Raw genomic sequence first — 6904 nt, forward strand, 5'->3', positions numbered from 1 at the left:
CGACTCGAACAGAGCCCGCACCGCCACCGACAGCCCGCGTTGGCGGAGCCGCTCCACCAGGGAGACGGCGAGCAGGGAGTGGCCGCCGAGCTCGAAGAAGTTGTCGTCGACGCCCACGGCGTCCAGGTCGAGCACCTCGGCGAAGGCCGCACAGACGTTCTGCTCCTGCACCGTGCGCGGCGCCCGGCCGGTGGCGGCGTGGTCGGGTGCGGGCAGCGCCGCCTGGTCGACCTTGCCGTTGGGGTTCAGCGGGAGCCGTTCGAGCGTCACGAACACCGCGGGCACCATGTACTCGGGCAGCCGTGCGGCCAGGAGTTCGCGCAATCCCGCGACGGACGCCTCTGTCACCACGTACGCGACGAGCCGGTCGTCGCGGACAGCCACGGCGGCCTGGTCCACGCCCGGGCAGGACCGCAGGACCGCCTCGATCTCGCCCGGCTCGATCCGGAACCCGCGAATCTTGACCTGCGCATCGGCCCGACCGGCGAACACCAACTGCCCGTCGGCGGTCCACCTGGCCACGTCACCGGTCCGGTACATCCGCTCACCGGCACCGAACGGACACGCCACGAACCGCTCACCGGTCAACCCCGCCCGGTTCACATACCCCCGGGCCACCCCCACCCCGGCCACGTACAACTCACCGGCGACCCCGACCGGCACCGGCGCCAACCGGTCATCGAGCACGAACAACCGCGCGTTCGCGATCGGCACACCGATCGTCGGCTCGTCACCCGGCGCCAACGGCACCGACATCGACGCGCACACCGTCGTCTCCGTCGGCCCGTACGCGTTGAACAACCGCCGCCCCAGCGCCCACCGATCCACCAGATCCCGGCTCAGGACGTCGCCCGCCGAGACAACCGTGCGCACCGACAACAGATCCTCGTCGCCCAGCACCGCGAGGGCGGCCGGGGGCAGCGTCACATGACTGACCCGCAACCGTTCCGCCGCCTCGGCCAGTCCCGCACCGGGCAACAGGTCGTCGGCCGCGGCCACCACCAACGCCGCACCCGAACACAACGCCATCAGCAACTCCGACGTCGCGGCGTCGAACCCGACCGCCGCGAACTGCAGAACCCGGTCGCCCGCGCCCACGCCGAACCGGTCGATCTGCGCCCGCGCCAGGTTCACCGCACCCGCATGCGTCAACGCCACACCCTTGGGCCGACCCGTCGAACCCGACGTGTAGATCACATACGCCAAGCTCTCCGCCTCGACCCGCACCGGCCCCGCGACGGGCGCCGCCGCCAACACCGCCGGATCGTCGAACGCCACCGGCACCACACCACGCACCGGCAACTCATCCAGGACGTCCGACACACCCAGCACCACGATCGCCCGGCTGTCGGCCAGCATGAACTCGATCCGCTCCGCCGGATACCGCACATCCACCGGTAGATACGCCGCACCCGCCTTCAACACACCCAGCAACGCCACCACCAGGTCGGCGCCGCGGTCCATCACGACCGCCACGACCGACTCCCGGCCCACCCCCAGACCACGCAGATGACCGGCCAACCGGCCAGCCCGCTCATCCAACTCCGCGTACGTGAGCCGCACGCCGTCCGCGATGACGGCCGGGGCCTTGGGTGTTGCCGCCACCCAACGGCCGAACAGGTCTACGACCGTTCCCTCCGACGGCGCGAGCGCGGCGCCGTTGCCGTGGTGCAGCATCCGGTCGCGTTCGGCGGCGTCGAGCAGGTCGACGGCGTGCAACCGGACGCCCGGGTTCGCGGCGACGGTCTCCAGCACCCGGGCGAGCCCGTCCGCGAACCGCTGGGCGGTGGCCTCGTCGAACAGGTCCGTCGCCACGGTCATCGAACCGCGCAGGCCGGCCGGGCGTCCCTGGTCGTCGAACACCTCGCCGACCATCACGTCGACATCGCAGTTGACCGAGGCGGCGCCCACCTCCTCCAGCACGGAGGCGGCGTCGCCGATCCGCGTACCCTCCAGTTCGAGGTTGGCACGCTCGATGTTCTGCAGGGTCAGCACAACCTGGAACAGCGGGTGGCGGCTCAGCGACCGGACCGGCGCCAACTCCTCGACGAGGCGGTCGAACGGCACGTCCTGGTGCGCCAGCGCGCTCAGGCTGGTCTCGCGTACCCGCGCGACGATCTGCCGGAACTGCGGGTCGCCCGACAGGTCCGTGCGGATGACCAGGGTGTTGAGAAAGAAACCGACGAGATCGTCGAGTGCCTCGTCGGTGCGCCCGGCGATTCCCGAACCGATCGGGACGTCGGTGCCCGCACCCAGCCTCGACAGCAGCACCGCGAGGGCCGCCTGCAACACCATGAACGGCGTCGCCCCCTCGGCACGGGCCAGGTCCGCCAGCCGCTGGTGCACTTCGGCCGAGACCAGCAGCGGCACCCGGTGCCCGCGGCCGCTGGCCACCGCCGGTCGCGGCCGGTCACGCGGCAGGTCCAGGTCATCGGGTGCACCCTCGAGAGTCCGCCGCCAGTACTCCACCTGCGCGGAGGCGAGGCTCTCCGGATCATCGTCGGAACCGAGCAGCTCGCGCTGCCAGAGCGTGTAGTCGGCGTACTGAACCGGCAACGGCTCCCACTCCGGCGCCGCGCCGCGCAGCCGGGCCGCGTACGCCGAGGAGAGGTCCTGGGTGAGCGGGCGGCGCGACCAGCCGTCGCTGGCGATGTGGTGCACCACCAGGACCAGGATCTGCTCGTCCGGCCCGTGCTCGAACAGCGAGCCGCGGATCGGCACCTGCGCCGACAGGTCGAAGGGGTACTGGATCGCCTCCGAGACCGCTTCGGCGAGTCCCCCCACGGGCACCTGCCGCACGGTGAGCTGCCAGTCCACCTCGGCGGGGTCCAGAATCCGCTGGTACGGCTCACCGTCGGCGGTGGCGAAGACGGTACGCAGCGACTCGTGGCGTACGAGCACGTCGCGCATCGCGGCGTCCAGCACGTCGGCGTCCAACCGGCCGTTGAGCCGGACCACGAACGGGATGTTGTGGATCGGGCTCGGTCCCTCCATCTGGCCCAGGAACCAGAGCCGGCGCTGGGCGAAGGAGAGCGGCACACGGTCCGGGCGCGGTCTCGGCCGCAATGCCGGCCGGGTGGGCGCGGTCCGCATGTCGTCCAGCCGCGCGGACAGGCTCGCCACCGTGGGAGCCTCGAACAACACCCGCAACGGCATCTCCACGCCGAGGGCCTTCCGGATCGACGACGCGAGCCGCACCGCCAGCAGCGAGTGGCCGCCGAGTTCGAAGAAGTCCTCGTCGACACCGACCGTCTCCCGGCCGAGAACCTCACCGAAGGCGGAGCACAGCAGTTCCTCGTACTCGGTCGCGGGGCCTCGTTCCGGGTCGCCGCCGGCGTACTCCGGCGCCGGCAGAGCCTCGCGGTCCAGCTTGCCGTTGACGTTGAGCGGCAGTTCCGGCAACACCACGAACGTGGCCGGCACCATGTACTCCGGCAGGCGGGCGGCTACGTGTTCCCGCAGCTCCGGCGTGCCCGCCTCGGTCACCACGTAAGCGACCAGCCGGTCCTCGCGGGCGACGACCACGACCTGTTCCACGTCGGGGTGCCCGTGCAGCATCGCTTCGATCTCGCCCAGCTCGATCCGGAACCCGCGGATCTTCACCTGGTGGTCGGTTCGCCCGGCGAAGACCAGCTGGCCGTCCTCGGTCCACTTCGCCAGGTCACCGGTGCGGTACATCCGTTCGCCGGTGCCGTAGGGGCAGGCCACGAACCGCTGCCCGGTCAGGCCGGGCCGGCCGACATAGCCGCGGGCGACGCCCGCACCGGCGATGTAGACCTCGCCGGCCACACCCACCGGCACCGGCCGCATCGCCGCGTCGAGCAGGTAGATCCGCGTGTTCACGATGGGGCGCCCGAACGGCACCGGACCGGTTCGTCCGGCGTCGACCGGCCAGACCGCGGAGATGACGGTCGTCTCGGTGGGTCCGTACGCGTGGATCAGCCGCCGCCCAACCGACCAGGTCCGGGCCAGCGATTCCGCGATGCCTTCCGATCCGACGATCATGGTCTCGACGCCCGTCAGATCCTCGTCCGGGTCCAGGACGGCCAGCAGCGACGGCACCACGCTGGCCGCGCGCAGATTCGGCAGTCGCCGCAGCAGTGTGGGCTGCGCCCGCTGTTCGTCGTCGGCGACCAGCAGCGTGGCCCCCGTGGACAGCGTCACGGCCACGTCGAGAACCGAGGCGTCGAAGCTGAACGAGGCGAACTGCAGCATGCCCACGCCGGGTGCCGCACCCATCAGCGGCACGAATTCGGCCATCAGGTTCGACAACGTGTCGTGCGCCACGCCGACACCCTTTGGCGTCCCGGTCGATCCGGACGTGTAGATCACGTACGCCAGCCGGGCCGGATGCTGTCCCGGCGGCGGCGTCTGCGGACGGCCGTCCAGCGTTTGCGGCTCGTCGAGCCAGGAGATCGTCACGTCGGCCACGCCGCCGGCCGGGACAGCCGCGGCCGCACGAGTCGCGAGGACGTGGCGCACCGCGCTGTCGGTGAGCATGAACCCGATCCGGTCCGCCGGCAGTTGTGGATCGATGGGGAGGTACGCCGCTCCGGCCTTCCATACGCCGAGGATTGCCGTGATCATGTGGATGCCGCGCGGCAGGCAGAGGCCGACCACCGTCTCCGGGCCCACCCCCCGGTCGAGGAGGTACCAGGCCACCTGATTGGCGCGGGCATCGAGTTGTGCGTAGGTCAACTCGCCGTCGCCGGCGACCACCCCCGCCGTGTCCGGCGCCGTGGCCGCCCACCGCTCGAACGCGTCGACGACCGTGGTGGTCGGCAGCTCCCGCGCGGTGTCGTTCCATTCCCGCAGCATGCGCTCACGCTGCCGCAGATCGAGCAGGTCCACCGCGCGCACTCGCAGGTCCGGGGTGGCGGTGAGGACACCGAGCAGGTGCTCGAACCACCCGGCGATCCGTTCGGCGGTCGTCAGGTCGAACAGGTCGGTTGTCGCGATCACCGCACCCTGCATTCCGGCCGGGCGTCCCTGCGGGTCGAACGTCTCACCGAGCGCGACCTCGAGGTCGAACTTCGCGCTCACCGTGGCGGACCCGGCGGTCTGCCACGCGACCCGCAGGTCGCCCAGTTCGATCGCGGCACGTTCGGCGCTCTGCAGGTTCAGTGTCACCTGGAAGAGCGGGTGGCGGGCCAGCGACCGGGTCGGCGCCAACTCCTCCACCAGCCGCTCGAACGGGACGTCCTGGTTTGCCAGCGCAGCGAGGGTCGCCTGCCGGACCCGGGACAGGACCTGCCGGAAGGCCGGGTCACCCGACAGGTCGGTCCGGATCACCAGCGTGTTGACGAAGAACCCGACGACATCGTCCAGCGCCGTGGTGGTGCGGCCGGCGACCGCGGAGCCGATCGGGATGTCCTCACCGGCGCCCAGACGGGACAGCAGCACCGCCATGGCAGCCTGCAAGGTCATGAACGGCGTCACCCCGGCGACGCGGGCCAGATCCAGCAGGCGCCGGTGGACGTCGGCGGGCACCCGCACCGGCACCCGGTGCGCTGTGCGACCCGCGACCGCCGGACGCGGCCGGTCCGCCGGCAGGTTAAGCTCTTCCGGCGCCCCGTGCAGCGCCCGCCGCCAGTAGGCGATCTGGCTCGACAGCAGGCTTTCCGGGTCGGTCTCGTCACCGAGCACGGCGCGCTGCCACAGCGTGTAGTCGGCGTACTGCACCGGCAGCGGCCGCCAGTCCGGCGCTGCTCCGCGCGCCCGGGCGGTGTACGCGGCCGACAGGTCACGGCAGAAGGCGCCCATCGATCCGCCGTCGCTGGCGACGTGGTGCACCACGAGGACCAGAACCTGCTCGGCGGGTCCCGCCTGGAAGAGCCAGGCACCGATCGGTATCTCCGCCGACAGGTCGAACGCGTACCTACCCGCCTGCTCCACGGCCCCGGTGATCTCCCCGGCCTCGACCTGGCTGACCTGGAGCTGCCAGCGCAGCTCCCCCGGGTCGATGATCTGCTGGTACGGCTCGCCGTCCTCGACCGGGAAGATGGTGCGCAGCGACTCGTGCCGGACGATCACATCCCGCACCGCTGCCTCCAGTGCTGCCGCGTCGAGCTCGCCGGACAGCCGCAGCGCCATCGAGATGTTGTAGGTCGGGCTCGGTCCCTCCAACTGGGCCAGGAACCAGAGCCGGCGCTGGGCGAACGACAGCGGCACCCGTTGCGGGCGCACCGCCGGTTCCAGAGCCGGCGTGCCCCGCCGGGACACCGCGATCTCGGCCACCAGTCCGGCCACCGTCGGCCTGTCGAACAATGCCGACAGCTGCAGTTCCGCGCCGAGCACCGCCTTGATCCGGGCCATCAGCCGGACACCGAGCAGGGAGTGGCCGCCGAGGCGGAAGAAGTCGTCGTCGACGCCGACGCTGTCGATGCCCAGCACGTGCGCGAACGCCGCGCACAACAACTCCTCCTGCGCGGTGGCGGGCGCCCGGCTCACCACCGAGGCCTCGGCGAAGTCAGGCGCGGGCAGCGCCTCGCGGTCCACCTTCCCGTTCGGGTTCAGCGGCAGTTCGTCCAGCAGCACGACCGCGGCCGGCACCATGTACTCCGGCAACCGGGTCGCCACCCGCTCCCGCAGCGCCTCGATGTCCACGTCCACGTCCGCGTCCGCGACCAGGTAGGCGACCAGTCGGTCGTCGCGAGCCACCGCCACGGCCTGGTCCACACCCGGACACGACCGCACCGCGGCCTCGACCTCACCCGGCTCGATCCGGAACCCGCGAATCTTGACCTGCGCATCGGCCCGACCGGCGAACACCAACTGCCCATCGGCGGTCCATTTCGCGACGTCACCGGTGCGGTACATCCGCTCACCGGCACCGAACGGACAGGCCACGAACCGCTCACCGGTCAACCCGGCCCGGTTGACATACCCCCGGGCCACCCCCACC

General features: G+C 71.5%; 1 protein-coding gene. It reads right to left on the reverse strand.

Going from position 1 to position 6904, the window contains the following annotated elements; genetic code table 11:
* Positions 1 to 6904: amino acid adenylation domain-containing protein (locus ACFP2T_RS19565; RefSeq protein WP_377423837.1), on the reverse strand; the 6904-nt coding region annotated here is incomplete at both ends.

Origin of the sequence: Plantactinospora solaniradicis (assembly GCF_042658085.1) — a bacterium.
Classification (GTDB): domain Bacteria; phylum Actinomycetota; class Actinomycetes; order Mycobacteriales; family Micromonosporaceae; genus Plantactinospora; species Plantactinospora solaniradicis.